Below are 20280 nucleotides of genomic sequence, written 5' to 3' on the forward strand. Positions count from 1 at the left end.
TCGCGAGCAGGCTCACTCCCACAGGGGGCTGTTGTGTTACAGCGATAGCGGGCCACGCGGATAGCGCTTGAGCTTTTCGATCAGCTCTACGCCGGGGATCGGTCGGTCGAACAGGTAACCCTGGCCGACGTCGCAGCGGTGGCGGCGCAGGAAAGCCAACTGCTCGGCGGTTTCGATGCCTTCAGCCACGACCTTGAGTTTCAGGTTGTGGGCCATGGCAATCACCGCGGAGGTGATTTCCATGTCGTCCTGGTTGTCCGGGATTTCGTGGATGAAGCTGCGATCGATCTTGATGATGTCGATCGGGAATTTTTTCAGGTAGCTGAGCGATGAGTAACCGGTGCCGAAGTCATCCATGGCCAGGGTCAGGCCCAGGCGCTTGAGCTGATCGAGCTGCAAGTGGGTGTCTTCGGTGGCTTCCAGCAGCAGGCCTTCGGTGAGTTCGAGTTCCAGCAGGTTTGCCGGTAGCGCTTCTTCCTTGAGGATGTTGGCGATGGACGACACCAGGTCCGGATCGGAGAACTGCTTGGGCGACAGGTTGATGGCCACCTGAAGATTGCCCAGGCCCGCGGCGGTCAGGTCTTTGCTCATGCGGCAGGCCTGGCGGGCGATCCATTTGCCGATGGGGATGATCAGGCCGGTTTCTTCGGCGACGCTGATGAACTGGTCCGGGCGGATCATGCCTTTTTCCGGATGGTTCCAGCGCAGCAGCGCTTCCATCCCCAACAGGCGACCGCTGCGCAGGCAGAGCTTGGGCTGGTAGAACACGTCCAGCTCGTTCTGGGTCAGGGCGCGGCGCAGGTTGTTTTCGACGAACAGTTTGTAGCTCGCTTCGGCGTTCAGCGCTTCGGTGAACACCTGGACCTGATGTTTGCCGTTGGCCTTGGCCTTGTGCAGGGCGAGGCCGGCGTTGCGCATCAGGGTTTGCGGATCGCGGCCGTGCAACGGCGCGCAGGCCAGGCCTACGGAGCCGGTGACGCTGATCAGCTGGTTGTCGACGAACATCGGCTTGTCGAGGGTCGCCAGCAGTTGATTGGCAATCTGTTGACCCGCACGCAGGTCGGTGTCGTCCAGCAGCACGGCGAATTCGTTACTGGCGAACCGCGCCAGGCTGCCGCTCGGGCTCAGGCTGTTGCGCAGACGCCGGGCCAGGCTGATCAGCAGTTTGTCGCCGGTCTGGTGGCCGAGGCTGTCGTTGATCCGCTTGAAGTTGTCGATGTCCACCAGCAACAAGCTGATCGGTGTATCGCTGTCTCGGGCGAAACGTTCGTCGAGGTTGCGGATAAAGGAGGGGCGGTTGCCGAGGTTGGTCAGGTTGTCGGTGTAAGCCAGACGCTCGATGCGCTGCTGAGCGAGCTTGGTCTGGGTGATGTCTTCATAGATGCCGATGTAATGCGTCAGCTCGCGGTTGTCGCCGTAAACCTTGGAAATCGACAACTGGCCCCAGTAGGGTTCGAGGTTTTTACGGCGGCTTTTGAACTCACCCTGCCAGCTGTTGCTCTTGGCCAGCGCCGAGGGCGCGTCGAACAGCAGCTCGCTGAGGTTTTCCAGTGCCGGCAGTTCCGACAGCCGCTGGCCGTGGACTTCTTCGGTGGTGTACTGGGTGATCGCCGTGAAGCTGGGGTTGACGTATTCCACCACGCCATCGCAATTGACCAGCAAAAAGGCGTTGGCGCTTTGCTCTACCGCACGCTGGAACAGGTGCAGGGCGCTGGTAGCAGTGCGGCGGTTGTGGTTGTTGATGACTTGGGCGAACTGATCCGCCAACTCTCCGGCGAACGCAATTTCGTCCGATTGCCAGGCGCGGGGCGTACCGGTCTGTTCCAGGCAGAGTACGCCAACCACTTGGCCATCGACGCGAATGCTGGCGTCGAGCATCGCATTCACATCGCGCGGACGCATGTGTTCGGCCATTTGCCGGGTACGCGGGTCGCGCATGGCGTTGTGGGCGTCGATGGCGCGGCCGGTCTGCAAGGCATCCAGGTAATCAGGGAAGAGACTGACGTCCATCGGCTCCGGCAGCAGGTATTCCTGGCTGGCGCGGTGATAGGCCGAAATCGGCACGAGCTGTGAACCTTCGAGGTTCCACAGGCTGGCGCAGTCGATTTCGTAAATGTCACAGGCGCTGCGAGTGATCAGTTCGGCGGCTTCTTTCAGGGAGTTGTTACTGCTATAGCGCTGGCGGGTCAGCAGCAGGATCAAGTCTTGCTGGGCGCGCACCCGGTCCAGGTGCAGAAGCTGTTCCTGCTGGGCGCGCTGATTGAGTTCCAGGGCGATTTGCAGGCGGGAGTTCTGGGTTTCCAGGTCCAGGGCCGGCAGCAGTTGCTCACCCTCGAACAAGCCGTCGATTACCAACAGGTAGCCGCGTAGCAGGTGTCGATTGTGTTGTTTGTAGGCTTCGCCCAGTTCTAGCAGGTTCAAGGAACCTGCGGCGGTGTGCAGTGTGTAGCGGATCAGGTAATGCGGGCTTTCGGTGAGTTGTTGCTGAACCGCGTCATGCAGCTGATAGCGCGCTTCGGGCTCCATCAGGCTGGCGTAGGGCGAGCCGACCAGAGCACAGAGCTCCACAGCCGGCAGGCCGAACTGTCGTTCGCAATTGGGATCGAGAAACAGCAGCGCCCAGCTCGCTTCATTCAGCCGTTCGAAACGCAGCATGCCGAGCCGCGAGGGCACAGGCAACTGCGTCACTACCTCGGCCACCATACGGCTGGCGGCATCGGGTTGGCTCTTCATATGGAGGGGAACTCACTTCGAATAGGCTGATCGCGCCGGGCTTCCGCCCTCTGTACTGTTAACTGCGGCAAGGTTGCATCATTGCGACAGTGACTGACAAGAGACATGAAGGCCAAGTGCTATAAGAATATGTCGGCAGGAGAGAGGATTTCTCCAATGGATGGCTAAAAGTAATCGTTTGGAGCCCTGTGGCGAGCGAGCTTGCTCGCGCTGGGTTGCGCAGCGGCCCAAAAATCTTGTGAGCGCTGCGCACTCAAGCGGGAGCAAGCTCCCTCGCCACAGGTTTGGTTTAACGCAAAGGAATGCCTACCGATTGCAGCCGCTGGCCGTCCCGGTCGTGATAGTTGACCTGTACCTTCTCCTGATCAACGACCAGATGGGCAAAGTTGTCCTGGCTGACCACCTGGCTGGTCAGTTCATGCTGATAGTCGCCAGCGGCTGTTCGCGCCAATGGTTGGCCGAGGATGAAAGTGGATGCCTTGGCATACGGCAGCAGTTTGCTGTTGCACAAAGGCGAGGAGACGATGGTGTGCACCGCGAAGTCCGGGTCTTCGCTGTGGGTCAGGCGACTGGTCAGGGAGCCATGGACATCGCCGGACACGAAGAAGACGTTCTTTATTCGGTGCGTACGAATGGTCTCCAGCAGTCGTAGCCGTTGTTCCGGGAAAGCTTTCCAGGCGTCATCACCGTGAAGTTTGCGGTCGGGGTAGAACATTACGCTGGTGACCACGAACTTGACCCTGGCCGGGCTGTGAATCAACCATTTGCACAAGGCTTGTTCCTGCTCTTCGTCAAGGATGCGTCGATCATTGGCCGACAGGTTGCGTCGGGTTCGACTGTCAGTGACAAACCATTCGATATCGCCTTCGGCGAATTGATACCAATAGTGTTGCAGTTGCTTGTTTACTTGCCCGCTGGCAAGAAGTTCATGTGTGGGGCTATGACTGGCTTGATACAACTCATACGCCGCGATGGCATTTTTGTATAAGTAGGCATCTGCCTTACTTTCGTTGGCGGGCCAGTTGTCTTCGATTTCATGATCGTCGAGGATCATGTAAGTCGGGACGCCGGACATTAATTTTGCAATATTGGGTTGGGAAAAAGCTGCACGGTACTTACTGAGTATTGCCTTGTATTCCCGGTCGGGAGCAATGACGTTCAGGTCATCGACATAGATTTGATCGCCGGTCATCAACATGGCGCTGATGGGCGGTTCGGCCTGCTGCGCCAGATGGGTGATCGAGGCGAAAATCCTGTCGCCCAGATACGGTGCAGACGGGATGCCAGCGGTCATGCGCAGGTAGCGACAGGAACCGACGATATAGGCCCGTGGAATCGCGGCTTTGCTGGATAGTGTGCGAAACCGGTAGATGACGCGCGGCCATTGCAGCGGCAGTTCCTGAACCGTTTCCACGGTATGCACCGGGCTCATGGGGCTGAACCAGCCTGCCTGGTATTCGTACTCGGTGTCGGTGGCAAGTTCGTTGAGTGCAATTACGTCGGACATATCCCGCAAGATCGTCAACTTTGCAAATACACCTTGGGACCAGCGCTCTTCGCCTGTTCGTCGATAACGAATGCCTGCAAATACTGGTGCAGTGTTTTGAAGTTCGCCGCGCAAGAAAATGCGGGCGTGGTTAGTTGTTGTGTGGCCAATAATAGGGCCGACAGTTGGTTTGAACATGTTCGAATCCATTCGAAGTAATGCTAACTAAGCAGATTAAGTTGTAGAAGAATCTATTGGGGGTGCTACCAACTAAGATTAGTTATTGGCTTGCGAAAAATATCGGGCGGAAGTGGACTCGAGTTGTAGGCGGCGTAAGCCGTGAATGTAGGAATAAAACTTGGGAGAGGGCCCAATGCCAGTCAGTTCAGCCCTAATGCGGCCTGTAGCAGCTGCCGAGCCTGCGAGGCTGCGTTCGGCGGCGTAGCCGTCGTGAAACCGGCTAACGCGGTCTACCTGATGCACCGCAAGTTCTGATCTGACGACTGCTTCGCAGCCGAACGCAGCCTCGCAAGCTCGACAGCTGCTACCTGGAATGCTGAATGGGGATGGTTTTCTTGAGGGCAAAAAAAGCCCCGCCAAACTGGCGGGGTTGAGGTACGAGCGTGGCGCTCGGAAAACGTGGAACGCGACGGGCCCTCCGATGAAGGAGGGCCGGCCGGTGTTACAGCAGGATCGTGCGGATGTCCGCCAGCAGATCGCTCAGACGCTTGGTGAAGCGTGCAGCAGCGGCGCCGTTGATCACACGGTGATCGTAGGACAGCGACAGCGGCAGCATCAGTTTTGGCTGGAAGGCTTTGCCGTCCCAGACTGGCTGGATGGTTGCCTTGGAAACACCGAGGATCGCCACTTCCGGCGCGTTGACGATCGGCGTGAAGCCGGTGCCGCCAATGTGGCCGAGGCTGGAAATGGTGAAGCAGGCGCCTTGCATGTCGTCAGCGGTGAGCTTTTTGTCGCGGGCTTTGGCGGCCAGCACGGCGGCTTCGGCTGCCAGTTGCAACAGGCTCTTCTGGTCGACGTTCTTGATGACCGGTACCAGCAGGCCTTCAGGGGTGTCGACGGCGAAGCCGATGTTCACGTACTTCTTGCGGATGATCGCCTTGCCGCTTGGTGCCAGCGAACTGTTGAAGTCCGGCAGTTCCTTGAGCAGGTGTGCGCAGGATTTGAGCAGCAGCGGCAGGATGGTCAGCTTGACGCCAGCCTTCTCTGCAACGGCTTTCTGAGCGATACGGAACGCTTCCAGGTCGGTGATATCAGCCGAATCGAACTGAGTCACGTGCGGAATGTTCAGCCAGCTGCGGTGCAGGCTCGACGCGCCGATTTGCATCAGGCGGGTCATCGGCACTTCCTCGGTCTCACCGAAGCGGCTGAAGTCCACGACCGGAATCGGCGGGATGCCCGCGCCGCCGGTTGCGCCAGCAGCAGCGGCCGGTGCTTCCTTGGCTTTCTGCATCATGGCTTTGACGTAAACCTGCACGTCTTCTTTCAGGATGCGACCGTGCGGACCACTGGCGCCAACAGCGTTCAGCTCGACGCCGAACTCGCGAGCCAGTTGGCGTACTGCCGGGCCCGCGTGAACCTTGGCGCCTGGCTTGGCCGGTGCAGCAGCTGGTGCTGCCGGTGCCGGTGCCGGAGCAGCAGGAGCAGCGGCGGCTGGAGCTGGAGCACTAGGAGCAGCAGCGGCGGTTGCCGGGGCAGCAGCAGGCGCAGCGCCTTTGACTTTCAGCTTGAGGATCAGGTCGCCGGTACCGACTTCGTCATCCAGCTTGACGGAAACACTTTCCACCACGCCCGCGGCAGGCGATGGAATTTCCATGCTGGCCTTGTCGGATTCCAGGGTGATCAGCGACTGGTCGGCGGTGACGGTGTCGCCAGCCTTGACCAGGACTTCGATGATCTTGGCCTTGCCCGACGAACCGATGTCCGGGACATGAATGTCCTGAACGCTGTCGGCAACCGGTGCAGCAGGCGCGGCGGCTGGAGCAGCAGCGGCGGCCGGAGCAGGCGCAGCAGCCTGGGCTGGCGCGGCAGCAGCAGGGGCCGCAGCACCCGCCACTTCCAGGTCCAGAATCAGGTCGCCAGTGCCGACTTCGTCGTTGAGCTTGACGCTGATGCTCTTGACCACGCCAGCGGCAGGCGATGGGATTTCCATGCTGGCCTTGTCGGATTCCAGGGTGATCAGCGACTGATCAGCCGCGACGGTGTCGCCGACCTTGACCTGGATCTCGATGATCTGGGCCTTGCCCGACGAACCGATGTCCGGCACGTGCACTTGCTGGACGCTGGCGGCAGCCGGAGCTGCGGCTGGCGCGGCAGCTGCCGGAGCAGCAGCCGGTTTCGCTTCAGCCTTGGCAGCCGGCGCAGCCGCCGCCGCTGGGGCCGCAGCAGCGGCACCTTCGACTTCCAGCTCCAGCAGTTCGTCGCCTTCTTTCAGGCGATCGCCCAGCTTCACTTTGATGCTTTTGACGATGCCGGCCTTGGGCGCAGGAATTTCCATGCTCGCCTTGTCCGACTCAAGCGTCAGGATGCTCTGGTCGGCTTCCACACGGTCGCCGACCTTCACAAATAGTTCGATTACTTCACCTTCACCGCTGCCGATGTCAGGTACGCGAATGAGTTCGCTCACAGAGTGTCTCCTCAGCAGTCCAGTGGGTTGCGTTTTTCCGGGTTGATCCCGAACTTGGCGATGGCTTCAGCCACCACTTTAGGCTCGATATCACCACGGTCAGCCAAGGCTTCCAGGGCTGCCAACACCACGAAATGACGGTCGACTTCGAAGAAGTGACGCAGCTTCTTGCGGCTGTCACTGCGGCCGAAACCGTCGGTGCCCAGGACTTTGAATTCCTTGGACGGGACCCACTGACGAATTTGCTCAGCGAACAGCTTCATGTAGTCGGTAGACGCGATGACCGGACCTTGACGGCCGTTCAGGCACTCTTCGACATAGCTCAGTTTAGGCTTCTGACCCGGGTGCAGACGGTTGCTGCGCTCTACGGCCAGGCCATCGCGACGCAGTTCGTTGAAGCTGGTAACGCTCCACACGTCAGCGCCGACGTTGAACTGTTCACGCAGGATTTTCGCCGCTTCGCGAACTTCACGCAGGATGGTGCCGGAGCCCATCAGCTGAACGTGGTGCGCCGCTTCGCGGGTGTCTTCCTCGAGCAGGTACATGCCCTTGATGATGCCTTCCTCGACACCGGCCGGCATGGCTGGCTGCTGGTAGGACTCGTTCATCACGGTGATGTAGTAGAAAACGTCCTGCTGCTCTTCGGTCATCTTCTTCATGCCGTCCTGGATGATCACCGCCAGCTCGTAGCCGTAGGTTGGATCAAAGGTGCGGCAGTTCGGGATGGTGGCAGCCAGGATGTGGCTGTGACCGTCTTCGTGTTGCAGGCCTTCGCCGTTCAGCGTGGTCCGGCCGGCGGTGCCGCCGATCAGGAAGCCACGGGTGCGGCTGTCGCCAGCGGCCCAGGCGAGGTCGCCGATACGCTGGAAGCCGAACATCGAGTAGAAGATGTAGAACGGCAGCATTGGCTGGTTATGGCTGGAGTACGAAGTACCGGCTGCGATGAAGGAGCTCATGGCGCCCGCTTCGTTGATGCCTTCTTCGAGGATCTGGCCCTTTTTGTCTTCCTTGTAGAACATCACCTGGTCTTTATCGACTGGCTCGTAGAGCTGGCCGACGGAGGAGTAGATGCCCAACTGACGGAACATGCCTTCCATACCGAAGGTACGGGCTTCGTCCGGGATGATCGGAACGATGCGCGAACCGATTTCCTTGTCCTTGACCAGCTGCGCGAGGATCCGCACGAAAGCCATGGTGGTGGAGATTTCACGGTCGCCCGAGCCGTCCAGGATTGCCTTGAGGGTATCCAGTGGTGGCGTCGGGATGTCGAAGCTCTTGGCGCGGCGCTGTGGCACGAAACCGCCCAGTGCAGTGCGGCGCTCGCTCAGGTAGCGGGCTTCGGCGCTGTTTGGCTCTGGCTTGAAGAACGGCAGGTTTTCCAGCTCTTCGTCTTTTACCGGGATGTCGAAACGATCGCGGAACAGCTTCAGGCTTTCAACATCCACTTTCTTGGTGTTGTGCGCGGTGTTCTTCGCTTCGCCGGCACCGGTGCCATAACCTTTGATGGTCTTGGCCAGGATGACGGTCGGTTGTTCTTTGTGGTTGACCGCTTCGTGGTACGCCGCGTAGACCTTGTACGGGTCGTGGCCGCCACGGTTGAGTTTCCAGATCTCGTCGTCGGACAAGTCTTCAACCATCGCCTTGAGTTCTGGCGAGTTGAAGAAGTGTTCACGCACGAACGCGCCGTCTTTGGCTTTGTAGTTCTGGTACTCGCCGTCGATGACTTCGTCCATGCGGCGTTGCAGGATACCGTCGACGTCTTTGGCCAGCAGTGGGTCCCAGAAACGGCCCCAGATGACTTTGGTCACGTTCCACTGAGCACCGCGGAACACGCCTTCGAGTTCCTGGATGATCTTGCCGTTGCCGCGAACCGGGCCATCAAGGCGCTGCAGGTTGCAGTTGATGACGAAGATCAGGTTGTCGAGCTTCTCGCGGCCAGCCAGCGAGATCGCGCCCAGGGATTCCGGCTCGTCGCACTCGCCGTCGCCCAGGAAACACCAGACTTTTTGCTTGCCTTCCGGGATGAAACCACGGGCTTCCAGGTACTTCATGAAGCGTGCCTGGTAGATCGCCTGGATTGGGCCCAGACCCATGGATACGGTCGGGAACTGCCAGAAATCAGGCATCAGCCAAGGGTGCGGGTAGGACGACAGACCCTGACCGTCCACTTCCTGGCGGAAGTTGTTCATCTGGTCTTCGGTGATGCGGCCTTCCATGAATGCGCGGGCGTAAACGCCTGGCGAGGTGTGGCCCTGGAAGTAGATCAGGTCGCCGCCGTGTTCGTCGGTCGGGGCCTGGAAGAAGTAGTTGAAGCCGATGTCATACAGGGTTGCGCTGGAGGCGAAGCTGGAGATGTGACCGCCCAGGTCAGAATCTTTCAGGTTCGTACGCATCACCATGGCCATCGCGTTCCAGCGTACCAACGAGCGAATGCGGCGTTCCATGAACAGGTCGCCAGGCATGCGTGCTTCGTGGGTAACGGGGATCGTGTTGCGGTATGGCGTGGTGATGGCGTAAGGCAATTGCGAACCGCTACGGGTTGCGAGTTCGCCCATACGGGTCATCAGATAGTGAGCGCGGTCTTCGCCTTCTTTGTCGAGAACCGATTCCAGGGCGTCCAGCCATTCCTGGGTTTCGACGGGATCGAGGTCTTGCATGGCTTGCTCCAGGGCGGAAAGGCTTCCAGAATCGGTTGCCTGAGTTTGCGACTGGCCTTGTGGGCAGACGATATAAATTCTTGGATTGCCGAGAGGTTGTTCCGGCGGCGTGTAGTTTTACTACAAATCATCGGGCATTTCAGCCTTTCGAATGTATATACGAGTAGTAAAACTACAGATGAGCGGCTTGTGGCCTCCAGCTGCGTTGTGAGAATAATCGTTAAGGTTGGTCTTTTGCCAACCAGAAAAGGTGAAAGCTTGATGCTGTCTGCCAAAAATAAAGAAATTTCAGCTATTTCTAACCTTTGTTCGACAGTCGATCAGGTAGTGCATTCTCGCGAATCACTACATGCAGCCCTCTACACGCCGATCAAGGATAGACCATGAGCCTCCCTTCGCTTGCCGAACTGCCCGGCATCCTCCTGCCGTTTGTCACCCGTGCCGAACAGTCTTTCCGCACGGCCGTCGCCGGCCTCGACGACGACCATGGTCTGGCCGGCTGGACGCCTGAACGCTGGGCGCAATTCGCCCGCGTCACCGCTGCCAGCGACTTCGTGATTGAACAAAGTGTCCGCGACCCGTTGATGTTGCTGGAACTGGTGCAGTCCGGTGAGCTGGATCGAAGCTTTGCGCCCGGCGAGTTGTGCGCACAGATTGCGGCCGCGGTGAATGCAGCGGACACCGACGATGAGCTCGGTCGCGCCCTGCGCCGTCAGCGTAGCCGTCATCAGGTGCGGATCATCTGGCGCGACCTGACACGTCAGTGCGATCTGATCCAGACCTGCCGCGATCTCTCGGACATGGCCGATGCCAGCATCGATCAGGCCTATCAGTGGTTGTACTCGCGGCACTGCCAGCAGTTCGGCGTGCCGACTGGCCGGCGTAGCGGCGAGCCGCAACAAATGGTCATTCTCGGCATGGGCAAGCTCGGTGCGGTGGAGCTCAACCTGTCGTCGGACATCGACCTGATCTTCGCCTATCCCGAGGGGGCGAAACCGTCGGCGTCAAACGCTCGCTGGATAACCAGGAATTCTTCATTCGTCTCGGCCAGCGCCTGATCAAGGCCCTGGACCCGATGACCGTCGACGGTTTTGTCTTCCGCGTCGACATGCGCCTGCGGCCTTACGGTTCGGCCGGCGCATTGGTACTGAGCTTCAACGCGCTGGAGCAGTATTACCAGGATCAGGGCCGCGACTGGGAACGCTACGCGATGATCAAGTCGCGGGTGGTGGCTGGCGATCAAGTGGCCGGCGCGCAATTGCAAGAGATGCTGCGGCCGTTCGTTTACCGGCGATACCTCGACTTCTCTGCGATCGAAGCGCTGCGCACCATGAAGCAGCTGATCCAGCAGGAAGTGCGGCGCAAGGGCATGGCCGACAACATCAAACTCGGTTCCGGTGGTATTCGTGAAGTCGAATTTATCGCCCAGGCCTTCCAGCTGATCCACGGCGGCCGCGACCTGAGCTTGCAGCAGCGGCCTCTATTAAAAGTACTGAGCACGCTGGAAGGTCAGGGGTACCTGCCGCCGGCGGTGGTCAGTGAACTGCGCGAAGGCTACGAATTCCTGCGGTACACCGAGCATGCGATCCAGGCGATTGCCGACCGCCAGACCCAAATGCTGCCGGACGGCGCGCAGGATCAGGCGCGCATCGCTTTTATGTTGGGCTTCGCCGATTGGGCCGCTTTCCACGAACAGCTTATGTATTGGCGTGGCCGCGTGGCCTGGCACTTTGGTCAGGTGATCGCCGATCCCGACGAAGAGGAAGGCACCGAAAGCGAAGTGGTGGTCGGCGGCGAATGGCTGCCGCTGTGGGAAGAGGCTCAGGATGAAGAGGCCGCTTGCCGTCAGTTGCAAGAGGGCGGTTTCGCTGATGCCACCAAAGCTTTGAAAGCGTTGGCCGGTTTGCGCGGCAGTCCGCAATTGCGCGCGATGCAGCGCTTGGGTCGCGAGCGCCTCGATGCCTTTATTCCGCGGTTGCTGGCGCAGGCCGTGGAGCACGCCAATCCGGATCTGGTGCTGGAAAGAGTCTTGCCGCTAGTGGAAGCTGTGGCCCGTCGTTCCGCGTACCTGGTGTTGCTGACCGAAAACCCCGGCGCGCTGCGACGTTTGTTGACCTTGTGCGCCGCGAGCCCGTGGATCGCTGAACAGATCACCCGCTTCCCGCTGCTGCTCGACGAATTGCTCAACGAAGGCCGGCTGTTCAAGCCGCCGCTGGCACCGGAATTGGCCGCCGAGTTGCGCGAGCGTTTGACGCGGATTCCCGAAGACGACCTCGAACAGCAAATGGAAGCCCTGCGACATTTCAAACTGGCGCACCGCTTGCGCGTCGCCGCTTCGGAAATCGCTGGCAGCCTACCGTTGATGAAAGTCAGCGATTACCTGACGTGGCTCGCCGAAGCGATCCTCGAGCAAGTGCTGGCCCTGGCCTGGCGCCAGACCGTGGCCAAGTACGGTACGCCGCTGCGTACCGACGGCACTTTGTGCGATCCCGGCTTCATCATTGTCGGTTACGGGAAAGTCGGCGGCCTGGAATTGGGGCATGGTTCCGACCTGGACCTGGTGTTCATCCACGATGGCGATCCGCAGGCGGAAACCGACGGGCCGAAACCTATCGACGGCGCGCAATTTTTCACCCGGCTGGGGCAGCGGATCATTCACTTGCTCACGGCCCAGACCAACTCCGGTCAGCTGTATGAAGTGGACATGCGACTGCGGCCGTCCGGCGCGTCGGGGTTGCTGGTGAGTTCGCTCGGAGCGTTTGCCCGGTATCAGGAAAATGAAGCCTGGACCTGGGAACACCAGGCGTTGGTGCGGGCGCGGGTATTGGTGGGCAGCCCGGACGTCGGCCAGGCATTCGAGAAAGTCCGCGCGGCGGTATTGGGCAAGCCGCGTGACCTGGCGACGTTGCGCCAAGAGGTCAGCGAGATGCGCGCCAAAATGCGCGATAACCTTGGCAGCAAGAGTACTGCGGCGGGCACCGGGGCAAATGCCTTCGAGGCCACGGCGCCGTTCGATCTCAAGCAGGACGCCGGAGGTATCGTCGATATTGAATTTATGGTGCAATACGCGGCCCTGGCGTGGTCCGAATCGCACCCGCCATTGCTGCGCTGGACTGACAACATCCGCATTCTGGAAGGGCTGGAGGAGGAAGGGCTGATGCCCGCCGAAGACGCCAGCCTGTTGCGCGAGGCCTATAAAGCCTATCGTTCAGCCGCTCACCGGCAGGCCTTGCAGAAGGACGCCGGGGTGATACCGGGCGACCAGTTCGTGGACGAAAGGCGGCAGGTAGTGCGGATCTGGCGCGAGCTGGGGCTAAGCTGAGCAGGCGACGAGATTCAAATGTGGGAGCGGGTTTTTGTGGCGAGGGAGCTTGCTCCCGCTGGAGTGCGAAGCGCTCCCAAATCAGCTTGTGCAGTCTGTCATGAGAATGCAGTGGCAAATTTTGGGGCTGCTGCGCAGCCCAGCGGGAGCAAGCTCCCTCGCCACAGAGGTTTATGCTGACTGACATGAATGTGTATTAAATTGATCCGACGAGCCCCAATCAGCTCGTCCAAATGACCTGACGGTTCACCCCGCAGGTGCTGGATTATCGAGGCGGGGAGGCGTATGCCTCCCCGGTTCGTTTATGGAAACCACATGAAAATTCTGATCGTTGGGCCCAGTTGGGTCGGTGACATGGTGATGGCGCAGACACTGTTTCAGTGCCTCAAGCAGCGCCACCCGCAATGCGAAATCGACGTGCTGGCCCCCGAGTGGAGCCGGCCGATTCTTGAGCGCATGCCCGAAGTACGCCAGGCCTTGAGCTTTCCGCTCGGTCACGGTGCTTTGGAGTTGGCGACGCGTCGGCGCATCGGCAAATCCCTGGCCGGCCAGTACGACCAGGCGATCCTGCTGCCCAATTCCCTGAAGTCGGCATTGGTGCCGTTCTTCGCCGGCATCCCGAAACGCACCGGCTGGCGTGGCGAATTCCGCTACGGCCTGCTCAATGACGTGCGCACGCTGGACAAAGAACGTTACCCGCTGATGATCGAACGCTTCATGGCCCTGGCTTACGAGCCGGGTTCCGAACTGCCGACCCCGTATCCACGGCCGAGCCTGCAGATTGACCCGGTCACTCGCGAAGCGGCATTGGCCAAGTTCGGCCTGGCTCTCGACCGTCCGGTGTTGGTGCTGTGCCCCGGCGCCGAGTTTGGCGAGGCCAAGCGCTGGCCGTCCGAGCACTATGCCAAGGTTGCCGAAGCGAAAATCCGCGAAGGCTGGCAAGTCTGGCTGTTCGGTTCGAAAAACGATCACGCTGTCGGCGAAGACATCCGCTCGCGGCTGATTCCCGGTCTGCGTGAAGAGTCGGTGAACCTCAGCGGCGGCACTTCCCTGGCCGAAGCCATCGACCTGATGTCCTGCGCCGACGCGGTGGTGTCCAACGACTCCGGCCTGATGCACGTCGCCGCTGCGTTGAATCGCCCGTTGGTGGCGATTTACGGCTCGACATCGCCGGGTTTCACGCCGCCATTGGCCGAGCACGTCGAGATCGTGCGCCTGGGCATCGAATGCAGCCCCTGCTTCGATCGCACGTGTCGTTTCGGTCATTACAACTGCCTGCGCCAACTCATGCCGCAAGCGGTGAACGAAGCCTTGCAGCGTTTGCAGGGCACTGTGGTCGAGGTCAAATAGTTTGCGGGTACTGCTGATCAAGACTTCTTCGCTGGGCGACGTGATTCACGCGTTGCCGGCGCTGACCGACGCGGCACGGGCGATCCCCGGCATCCAGTTCGACTGGGTGGTGGAAGAGGGCTTCGCCGAAATCCCGACCTGGCACCCGGCCGTGGGCAAGGTGATTCCGGTGGCGATCCGTCGCTGGCGCAAAAACATCTGGCAGACCATCAAGAGTGGCGAATGGAAACGCTTCAAGCAAAGCGTTCGCGCCAACAAATATGATTTGGTGATCGATGCCCAGGGCCTGCTCAAAAGCGCCTTGCTGACCCGATACGCCAAAGCCCCGGTGGCCGGGCTGGATAAAAACTCGGCCCGCGAGCCGATTGCCGCCCGCTTCTATTCCCGGCGTCTGGCCGTGGCCCGTGGGCAACACGCGGTAGAGCGAGTGCGTCAGCTGTTCGCCGTGGCCCTGGGTTACGACCTGCCCAAAGGCCTGGGCGATTACGGCCTGAACATCGAGCGACTGGTGGAGCTGCCGCGCAAGAATCCTTATGTGGTGTTCCTGCACGGCACCACGTGGGACACCAAACACTGGCCTGAAGCCTATTGGCGCGAGTTGGCCGAGCGCGTCGGCTATCTTGGTGTCGCGGTGAAGCTACCGTGGGGTAATCCGATCGAGAAAGCCCGGGCCGAGCGCATCGCCAAAGACATGCGGCACGTCGAAGTGCTGCCCAAGCTGAACCTGGCGGGTGTCGGCAAAGTGCTGGCCGGCGCGCAAGCCTGCGTGGCGGTGGACACCGGTCTCGGTCACCTCGCCGCGGCGCTGGACGTACCGACGTTGTCGCTGTTCGGCCCGACCAACCCGGGCCTGACCGGCGCCTACGGTAAAGCGCAGATCCACATGGCCAGCGATTTCCCCTGTGCGCCGTGTATGCAAAAGAAATGTACGTATCAACCGACGGCCGAAGATGCCCGTCAGTTTGACCTTAAGCGCGAGTGGCCCCTGTGCTTCACGCGTCTGAATCCCGAGCGTGTCGCGACCCGACTGAGCACGTTGTTACTGGCTGAGGAGCTGCGCTGATGCAATTGGCATTCGTCTTGTACAAGTACTTTCCATTCGGGGGCTTGCAGCGCGATTTCATGCGCATCGCCCTGGAATGTCAGCAGCGCGGCCATCAGATTCGGGTCTACACGCTGATCTGGGAAGGCGACATTCCACCGGGCTTCGAGGTGTTGGTTGCGCCGGTCAAGGCGTTCTTCAATCATCGTCGCAACGAGAAACTCAGCGAATGGATGGAGGCGGATCTGGCCAAGCGTCCGGTGGACCGTTTGATCGGTTTCAACAAGATGCCCGGCCTGGACGTCTACTATGCCGCCGACGGCTGCTTCGAAGACAAGGCGCAGAACCTGCGCAACTCGCTGTACCGCCGTTGGGGCCGCTACCGGCACTTCGCCGAGTACGAGCGCGCGGTGTTCGCCAAGGACGCCAAGACCGAAGTGCTGATGATTTCCGAAGTCCAGCAGCCGCTGTTCATCAAGCATTACGACACGCCGCTTGAGCGCTTCCATTTGCTGCCGCCGGGTATCTCTCAGGACCGTCGTGCACCGGCCAATGCCGCCGAGATCCGTGCCGAATTCCGTCGCGAATTCAACCTGAAAGAGGACGATCTGCTGCTGGTGCAAATCGGCTCCGGGTTCAAGACCAAAGGCGTGGATCGCAGCCTCAAGGCGCTGGCCGCATTGCCCGCCGATCTGAAGAAACGCACCCGGCTGTTTGTAATTGGCCAGGACGACCCCAAATTGTTCCAGATGCAGAGCGCCACACTGGGGCTCGGCGATAACGTGACGTTCCTCAAGGGCCGCAGCGACATCCCGCGTTTTCTGCTCGGCGCCGATCTGTTGATTCACCCGGCGTACAACGAAAACACCGGGACTGTGTTGCTCGAAGCCCTGGTGGCCGGGTTGCCGGTGCTGGTGAGCGCGGTGTGTGGTTACGCCCATTACATCGCCGAGGCCGACGCCGGTCTGGTGCTGGACGAGCCTTTCGATCAGGCGCAGCTGACGCAATACCTGACCGGCATGTTGAATGACGAAAATGCACGGGCGGCCTGGAGCCGCAACGGTCTGGCCTTCGCCGCGACGGCCGACCTCTACAGCATGCCGCAGCACGCGGCCGATGTGATTCTGGCGGAGCACGCTTAATGAAGTTGATGCTGGCTGAACCGTTCAAGAGCCTCTGGGCCGGACGCGACCCGTTCGCCGAAGTCGAAGGTCTCCAGGGCGAGGTATACCGCGAACTTGAAGCGCGCCGGACCCTGCGTACCGAAGTCAACGGCAGTGGTTTTTTCGTGAAGATCCACCGTGGCATTGGCTGGGGCGAAATCTTCAAGAACCTGCTCACCGCCAAGTTGCCGGTGCTCGGTGCCGGCCAGGAATGGAAGGCCATCCAGCGCCTGCAAGAAGTCGGTGTGCCGACCATGACCGCCGTGGCTTACGGCGAGAAGGGCAGCAACCCGGCGGACCAGCATTCGTTCATCATCACCGAAGAGCTGGCGCCCACTGTCAGCCTCGAAGACTTCAGCATTGACTGGGCCAAGCACTCGCCCGAGCCAAGACTCAAGCGAGCGCTGATCGCCGAAGTCGCGCGCATGACCGGGATGATGCACCGCGCCGGGGTCAACCATCGCGACTGCTACATCTGCCACTTTTTGCTGCACACCGACAAACCGGTGACAGCCGATGATTTCAAGCTCTCGGTGATCGACTTGCACCGTGCCCAGACCCGGCCGACGATTACCCAACGCTGGCGCAACAAGGACCTGGCGGCGCTGTATTTTTCAGCGCTGGACATTGGCCTGACCCGCCGCGACAAACTGCGTTTCCTCAAGGGCTATTTCCAGCGGCCCCTGCGCCAGATCCTGGGCGAGGAAGCCGGGTTGCTCGCCTGGCTCGAAGGCAAGGCCAACAAACTCTACGACCGTAAACAGCGATACGGGGATGCGCTCTGATGGCGGGTTGGACACTGGAGCCTGAGTACAGCGATCTGGCAGAAGATTTCGGCAGCCTTGAGGCCGTGTTTTCGCTTCAGGGCGAGCGCTTGACCCGCGACCCGTTGTCCGAGGTCATTCGCGTCCAGCGCAATGGCGTCAACTATTACGTCAAACGCTACGTGGGTGCGGGCAAAGGCCTGCGCCGTTACCTGGGCAAGCCTCGGGTGAAGGCCGAGTGGCAGAACCTCAAGCGCTTCGCCAAGTGGGGCATTCCTACCGCTGAAGTGGTGGCCTGGGGCCTGGAGCGTCGCGGTGCGGCGTACGATCGCGGGGCGATGATCACCCGTGAACTGCCCAATACCGAAGACTTGTCGGCGCTGGCCGAGCGGCGTGATCCGAAACTGGCGGACCGCGCCTGGGTCGACAATGTCAGCCGGCAGCTGGCGGTTTATACCCGGACCATGCACGACCACCGCTTCACCCATAACGATTTGAAGTGGCGCAACCTGCTGATCGACGATGAGCCCCGGCTGTTTTTGATCGACTGCCCCAACGGCGATTTCTGGCGCGGCTTCTGGCTCAAATACCGGATCACCAAGGACCTGGCCTGTCTGGACAAAGTCGCCAAGTATCAGTTGTCGGCTACCCAGCGCCTGCGCTTTTATCTGCAATACCGCCAGTGTGATCGGCTAAATGCCGCCGACAAAAAACGGATTCGGCACGTGGTGAGATTTTTCGAGGGACGCGAATGACTGATTTTCTGGCCGCTGAAGACCGTGCGCTGCTTGAGCGTCACGGCCTCGGCACCTTCGATGCACTCTGGGCCAAGCAGCTCGACGCTGTGGACGAGCCCAACACCGCTCGCGGCGGCTGGAGCAGCGTGTTTCGGCTGAATCTGGAAGGTCACGGCTACTACCTCAAGCGCCAGAGCAACTACCAGATGCGCACCTTGCATGCGCCCTTTGGCGAGCCGAGCTTTGCTCGTGAATTTCGCAATATCAGTCGCTATGAAAAGCTCGGAATTCCAGCATTGAAAGCGGCGTTTTTCGGTGAGCGTAAAGTCGACGGCGAAGTTCGGGCGATTCTGCTAACCCGTGCCCTGGACGGTTGGGATGACCTGGATTCGCTGTTGCAGCGCTGGTCGGACCTGAGTTCGGCGCAGCATTCGGCCATTCTTCAGGCCTGTGGCCTATTGGCCCGGCGCCTGCACGGCGCGCGTCAGGTTCACGGTTGCTTCTACCCCAAGCACATTTTTCTCCAGGCCACTGGCGATGGTTACCTGGCCCAACTGATCGACCTGGAAAAGACCCGGCCGTTGCTGTTTGGCCTGCGTGATCGGGCCAAAGACCTGGAGCCGTTGCTGCGTCGGGCGCCTGAGTGGAGCGAAGCGCAGTTGCGTGAGCTGCTGGCCGCCTATCTGGATCAATCGCAAGACAGTTCGTTGATCGACGCCTGGCTTGCGCGCCTGATCGCGCGGCGCACTCATAAGGAGACGCGCTGATGCGTTTGTCTGAGCTGAAAAACGCAGGACGCAGCCCGCGCCTGCCGCTGAACATTCCACTGGCCGATGCCGCCGGCCCTGCCGAGTTGCAATTGCTAAGTCTGTTGCGGGTGTTGCCGGGGCAGCGTTATGTCGGTGCCGGCGTCTGGCGCGGGCGCCCGGTGTTGGCCAAGTTATTGGTCGGCAGCAAAGCGGCGCGGCATTTCCAGCGTGAACTGGACGGCGTGCGGTTGCTGGCGGCTCAGGGGTTGACCACGCCGTTGTTGCTGGCGGATGGCCTGAAGGACGGCGAGGGCGGTTGGCTGCTGTTCGAGTTCATCGAGGGCGCCGAAAGCCTCGGTGAAACCTGGAAACAGGTCGAGCATTTGCCGGTGCTGGCGGATATGCAAGGGGCTGTGCTGGCCGAGGCGTTGGGCGCCATCGGCCAAATGCATCGCAAGGGGCTCTGGCAGGAAGACCTGCACCTGGACAACCTTTTGCGCCAGCGCGGCCGGTTGTATTTGATCGATGGCGGCGGCGTCTGCTCCGAAACCCCTGGCCAGCCGCTCTCGCGACAGAAAGTCCTGGAAAACCTCGGGGTGTTTTTCGCCCAGTTGCCCAAGACGCTGGAGCCTTTCACCGAAGAGCTGCTGGTGTATTACCTGCTGAGCAACGGCGAGCATGCCTTGCCGATGGAAGCGTTGCAGAAGCAGATCAACAAGGTGCGCAGCTGGCGCCTGAAGGACTTCCTGATCAAAATCGGCCGCGATTGCACGCTGTTCAGTGTCCAGCGCGGAGCGTTCGGCTTGCGGGCGATTCGCCGCGAGGAAGAAGCGGCGATGCTGCCGGTGCTGGCCCAGGCCGATGTGTTGCTCGATCAGGGCCATCTGTACAAGACCGGCGGCGCGGCGAGCGTCGGCAAGGTCGAGGTGGGCGGCCGCACGCTGGTGATCAAGCGCTACAACATCAAAGGTTTTGCCCACTGGCTCAAACGCTTCTGGCGCCCGAGCCGTGCCTGGCATTCCTGGCGCGAAGGCAATCGCCTGGCGTTTCTCGGCATCGCCACGCCCAAGCCGTTGGCGTTGCTGGAGAAACGTTTTCTCTGGCTGCGCAGTCGGGCTTATCTGGTGACCGAGTATTTGCCGGGGCCGGACATCATCGAGCGCTTTGCGCCTTATGTTGAAAGCGGTGAGGCACCGGAAGCCGAGTTGTTGGCGCTGGATCATTTGTTTGCCGAGCTGATTGGCGAGCGGATCAGTCACGGGGATTTCAAGGGGCATAACCTGTTCTGGCAGGACGATCGCTGGGCGCTGATCGATCTGGATTCGATGTGTCAGCACGCCTCGCTCAGCAGCTTCGCCCCGGCGTATGCGCGGGATCGGGCGCGGTTCATGCGTAACTGGCCTGAGAGCAGCGCGCTGTATCAGATCATCGATCAGCGTCTTCCCAAAGATATCTCTAGCGCTGCCTGAATCGGACCTTCGGTCCTATCGCGAGCAGGCTCGCTCCCACACTGGATCTCCGGCGACACAGATCCCCTGTAGGAGCGAGCTTGCTCGCGATGGGGCCAGAACAGTCCCCCGAGATTAAGGGACAGGTTCTTATGAAATGTCCTACATGATCTGCAGAACCCGTG

General features: G+C 60.5%; 11 protein-coding genes and 1 pseudogene. 8 read left to right on the top strand and 4 right to left on the bottom strand.

The window, feature by feature from the left end; genetic code table 11:
• Positions 1–36: 36 nt before the first annotated feature.
• From BLW70_RS07480 to aceE, 4 genes are all read right to left on the bottom strand, one after another.
• Positions 37–2733, bottom strand: coding sequence for a putative bifunctional diguanylate cyclase/phosphodiesterase (locus tag BLW70_RS07480; RefSeq protein WP_074873041.1), 2697 nt, complete (start codon positions 2731–2733; stop codon positions 37–39).
• Between the two features lie 289 nt (positions 2734–3022).
• Entirely contained in the window at positions 3023–4417 is a 1395-nt protein-coding gene (locus tag BLW70_RS07485; RefSeq protein ID WP_074873044.1) for an alkaline phosphatase D family protein, read from the bottom strand.
• A gap of 484 nt (positions 4418–4901) precedes the next feature.
• Positions 4902–6863 carry a dihydrolipoyllysine-residue acetyltransferase gene (gene aceF / locus BLW70_RS07490; RefSeq protein WP_074873049.1) on the bottom strand — a complete coding sequence of 654 codons (1962 nt, stop codon included), beginning with the start codon at positions 6861–6863 and terminating at the stop codon, positions 4902–4904.
• Between the two features lie 11 nt (positions 6864–6874).
• Complete coding sequence (gene aceE / locus BLW70_RS07495) at positions 6875–9520, bottom strand: pyruvate dehydrogenase (acetyl-transferring), homodimeric type (protein ID WP_074873054.1); 2646 nt, start codon at positions 9518–9520, stop codon at positions 6875–6877.
• A 383-nt stretch (positions 9521–9903) separates the two neighbouring features.
• On the opposite strand from aceE, the pseudogene glnE reads away from it, so the two are divergent.
• From glnE to BLW70_RS07540, 8 genes and pseudogenes are all read left to right on the top strand, one after another.
• A pseudogene (gene glnE, locus BLW70_RS07505) lies at positions 9904–12842 on the top strand (bifunctional [glutamate--ammonia ligase]-adenylyl-L-tyrosine phosphorylase/[glutamate--ammonia-ligase] adenylyltransferase).
• A 315-nt stretch (positions 12843–13157) separates the two neighbouring features.
• Positions 13158–14192 carry a lipopolysaccharide heptosyltransferase II gene (waaF, locus tag BLW70_RS07510; protein ID WP_074873060.1) on the top strand — a complete coding sequence of 345 codons (1035 nt, stop codon included), beginning with the start codon at positions 13158–13160 and terminating at the stop codon, positions 14190–14192.
• Position 14193: 1 nt separating this feature from the next.
• Positions 14194–15255, top strand: coding sequence for a lipopolysaccharide heptosyltransferase I (waaC, locus tag BLW70_RS07515; RefSeq protein WP_074873062.1), 1062 nt, complete (start codon positions 14194–14196; stop codon positions 15253–15255).
• Complete coding sequence (locus BLW70_RS07520) at positions 15255–16376, top strand: glycosyltransferase family 4 protein (RefSeq protein WP_074873065.1); 1122 nt, start codon at positions 15255–15257, stop codon at positions 16374–16376. Before waaC ends, BLW70_RS07520 begins: the two co-directional genes overlap by 1 nt.
• Positions 16376–17182 carry a lipopolysaccharide core heptose(I) kinase RfaP gene (gene rfaP / locus BLW70_RS07525; RefSeq protein ID WP_074873068.1) on the top strand — a complete coding sequence of 269 codons (807 nt, stop codon included), beginning with the start codon at positions 16376–16378 and terminating at the stop codon, positions 17180–17182. The genes BLW70_RS07520 and rfaP overlap by 1 nt, the downstream gene beginning before the upstream one ends.
• Positions 17182–17916 (top strand): lipopolysaccharide kinase InaA family protein, encoded by a 735-nt coding sequence (locus tag BLW70_RS07530; protein ID WP_074873071.1) that lies wholly within the window; start codon positions 17182–17184, stop codon positions 17914–17916. The genes rfaP and BLW70_RS07530 overlap by 1 nt, the downstream gene beginning before the upstream one ends.
• Positions 17913–18665 (top strand): lipopolysaccharide kinase InaA family protein, encoded by a 753-nt coding sequence (locus BLW70_RS07535; RefSeq protein ID WP_074873074.1) that lies wholly within the window; start codon positions 17913–17915, stop codon positions 18663–18665. Before BLW70_RS07530 ends, BLW70_RS07535 begins: the two co-directional genes overlap by 4 nt.
• Positions 18665–20116 carry a lipopolysaccharide kinase InaA family protein gene (locus BLW70_RS07540; protein ID WP_074873078.1) on the top strand — a complete coding sequence of 484 codons (1452 nt, stop codon included), beginning with the start codon at positions 18665–18667 and terminating at the stop codon, positions 20114–20116. The genes BLW70_RS07535 and BLW70_RS07540 overlap by 1 nt, the downstream gene beginning before the upstream one ends.
• The last annotated feature ends 164 nt before the right edge of the window (positions 20117–20280 follow it).

The organism is Pseudomonas frederiksbergensis (genome assembly GCF_900105495.1).
GTDB classification, from domain to species: Bacteria; Pseudomonadota; Gammaproteobacteria; order Pseudomonadales; family Pseudomonadaceae; genus Aquipseudomonas; species Aquipseudomonas frederiksbergensis.

Coding starts and splice junctions, on each gene's coding strand:
- BLW70_RS07480 (WP_074873041.1), bottom strand. CDS start 2,733: ATGAAGAGCCAACCCGATGCCGCCAGCCGTATGGTGGCCGAGGTAGTG.
- BLW70_RS07485 (WP_074873044.1), bottom strand. CDS start 4,417: ATGTTCAAACCAACTGTCGGCCCTATTATTGGCCACACAACAACTAAC.
- aceE (WP_074873054.1), bottom strand. CDS start 9,520: ATGCAAGACCTCGATCCCGTCGAAACCCAGGAATGGCTGGACGCCCTG.
- waaF (WP_074873060.1), top strand. CDS start 13,158: ATGAAAATTCTGATCGTTGGGCCCAGTTGGGTCGGTGACATGGTGATG.
- BLW70_RS07520 (WP_074873065.1), top strand. CDS start 15,255: ATGCAATTGGCATTCGTCTTGTACAAGTACTTTCCATTCGGGGGCTTG.
- rfaP (WP_074873068.1), top strand. CDS start 16,376: ATGAAGTTGATGCTGGCTGAACCGTTCAAGAGCCTCTGGGCCGGACGC.
- BLW70_RS07530 (WP_074873071.1), top strand. CDS start 17,182: ATGGCGGGTTGGACACTGGAGCCTGAGTACAGCGATCTGGCAGAAGAT.
- BLW70_RS07535 (WP_074873074.1), top strand. CDS start 17,913: ATGACTGATTTTCTGGCCGCTGAAGACCGTGCGCTGCTTGAGCGTCAC.
- BLW70_RS07540 (WP_074873078.1), top strand. CDS start 18,665: ATGCGTTTGTCTGAGCTGAAAAACGCAGGACGCAGCCCGCGCCTGCCG.